This window comes from Pseudonocardia lacus (assembly GCF_018531445.1).
GTDB lineage: Bacteria > Actinomycetota > Actinomycetes > Mycobacteriales > Pseudonocardiaceae > Pseudonocardia > Pseudonocardia lacus.
On record NZ_JAHDTH010000431.1, the window covers coordinates 1 to 1,851 of the forward strand.

Annotated in this window: 2 protein-coding genes; one reads left to right on the forward strand and one right to left on the reverse strand. The window is 74.8% G+C overall.

The features are described 5' to 3' along the window. Positions 1-930, reverse strand: a 930-nt coding sequence (locus tag KIK08_RS38815; protein ID WP_214408296.1) for a FadR/GntR family transcriptional regulator, incomplete at its 3' end; no start/stop codon positions are given. A gap of 248 nt (positions 931-1,178) precedes the next feature. On the opposite strand from KIK08_RS38815, the gene KIK08_RS38820 reads away from it, so the two are divergent. Then, positions 1,179-1,851 (forward strand): thiolase family protein (locus KIK08_RS38820; RefSeq protein WP_214408297.1); only part of this gene is annotated, 673 nt, incomplete at its 3' end.

The following is a 1,851-nucleotide window of genomic DNA, read 5'->3' on the forward strand; positions in this document are numbered from 1 at the left end:
GCGCAGGACGGCGCGGCTGATGCGGTAGCGGGTGAGCAGGTCGGCTTCGGAGCCGAGCACGGCACCGACCGGCCAGCCGCGCACGGCGATGTCCTCCCGGATCCGGGTGGCCAGCACCTCGGCCATCTTCGCGTGGCCCGCCGAGGGCTCGGGAGGGCCGGGGCGCAGCGGTCGGTGCACGGTGCCCGACGGGCGGTTCCGCTCGAACCAGGCCGCTTCGGCGTCGAGGTGCTCGCGCATCAGCTCGGCGGCGCGCCGACCGTCGCCCGCGGCCACCGCGTCGACGACACCGGCCCGACCCCGCAGCGCTTCCGGTTGCCCGGTGTCGGCCCCGGCCCGCGCGACGGCGTAGGCGTACCGGCTGGTCAGGCGGGTCAGCACGTCGACGAACAGTTCGAGGACCGGGTTGCCCGACAGCTGCGCGAGCAGCACGTGCAGCGGGTTGCCCGCGCCCGGTGCGCGGGCCACGGCGCGCTCGCGCTCGGCGTCGAGCACGGCGCGGGCCCGCGCGGCGCCGTCCGCGCCGGCCCGGTCGGCGGCCAGCGCCACCGCCAGCGGTTCGAGCAGCGACCGGGCGTGCACGAGCTCGGCGACGCCGGTGCCGACGTACTCCAGGTAGATGACCATGGCGCCGGTGGCCGGCCCGGCGTCCGGGGCGGTGACGAACAGCCCGCCGTTGGGGCCGCGGCGCATCCGGGCGACCTGGTGGTGCTCGACCAGCCGCACGGCCTCGCGCAGCACCGCGCGGCTGACCCCGAAGTACTCGCGCAGCTGGGGCTCCGAGCCCAGCGAGGTGCCCACCGGCCAGCCGCGGCGCATCACCTCGGCCTCGATGTCACGCGCGACCTGGGAGGCCAGGGTGCCCGTCGGCGCGCAGTGCTCGGCCGGTTGCCGGGGTGGGACCGCGGTGTCGACGCCTGCTGCCGACATGGGCCATCTCCTCGGCGGTCGGGGTGGGTGGCCCAGCTTAGAGACCGCTCCCAGCCCGGCGTCGTCGACGGACGCGATCGGGCGACGTTCGTGCGGGGCGCCCAACCGGGCCCCCGCGGGGCTGTCGCGGGACCACCGCTGGCGCCGCGGCCGCCGCCGCCGCGATGCCCCACCTCACACTATTCAGGGCACGGAATCGGACGTACGGTGAGGTTGGCGCAGCGGGAGTCGGAAGAGGGGTGCGGACCATGCGGGACGCGGTGATCGTGGAGGCCGTCCGGACACCGGTCGGCAAGCGCAACGGTGGGCTGTCCGGGGTGCACCCGGTCGACCTGTCGGCGCACGTGCTGAACTCGTTGGTCGAGCGCGCGGGCGTCGACCCGGCGCTGGTCGACGACGTCATCTGGGGCTGCGTCTCGCAGACCGGTGAGCAGACGATGGACATCGGCCGCACGGCCGTGCTGGCCGCGGGCTGGCCGGAGGCGGTGACCGGGGTGAGCATCGACCGGCAGTGCGGGTCGAGCCAGCAGTCGGTGCACTTCGGCGCGGCCGGGCTGATCGCCGGCCAGTACGACGTGGTCGTCGCCGGCGGCGTCGAGTCGATGAGCCGCGTGCCGATGGGGTCGACGCGCCGCGAGGGTCAGAACCCGCTCGGCGACAAGTACCTGGCCCGCTACGACGGTGTCTTCCCGAACCAGGGCATCGGGGCGGAGATGATCGCGGAGAAGTGGGGCTTCTCGCGGACCCAGGTCGACGAGTTCTCGGTGGGTTCGCACGAGAAGGCCGCCGCGGCCCAGCAGGAGGGTCGCTTCGAGGGTCAGATCGCGCCGGTGAGGTTGGATGACGGCACGGTGGTCGGCAGGGACGAGGGCATCCGCCCGGGGAGCTCGGTGGAGACGCTGGCGAACCTGAAGACGGTGT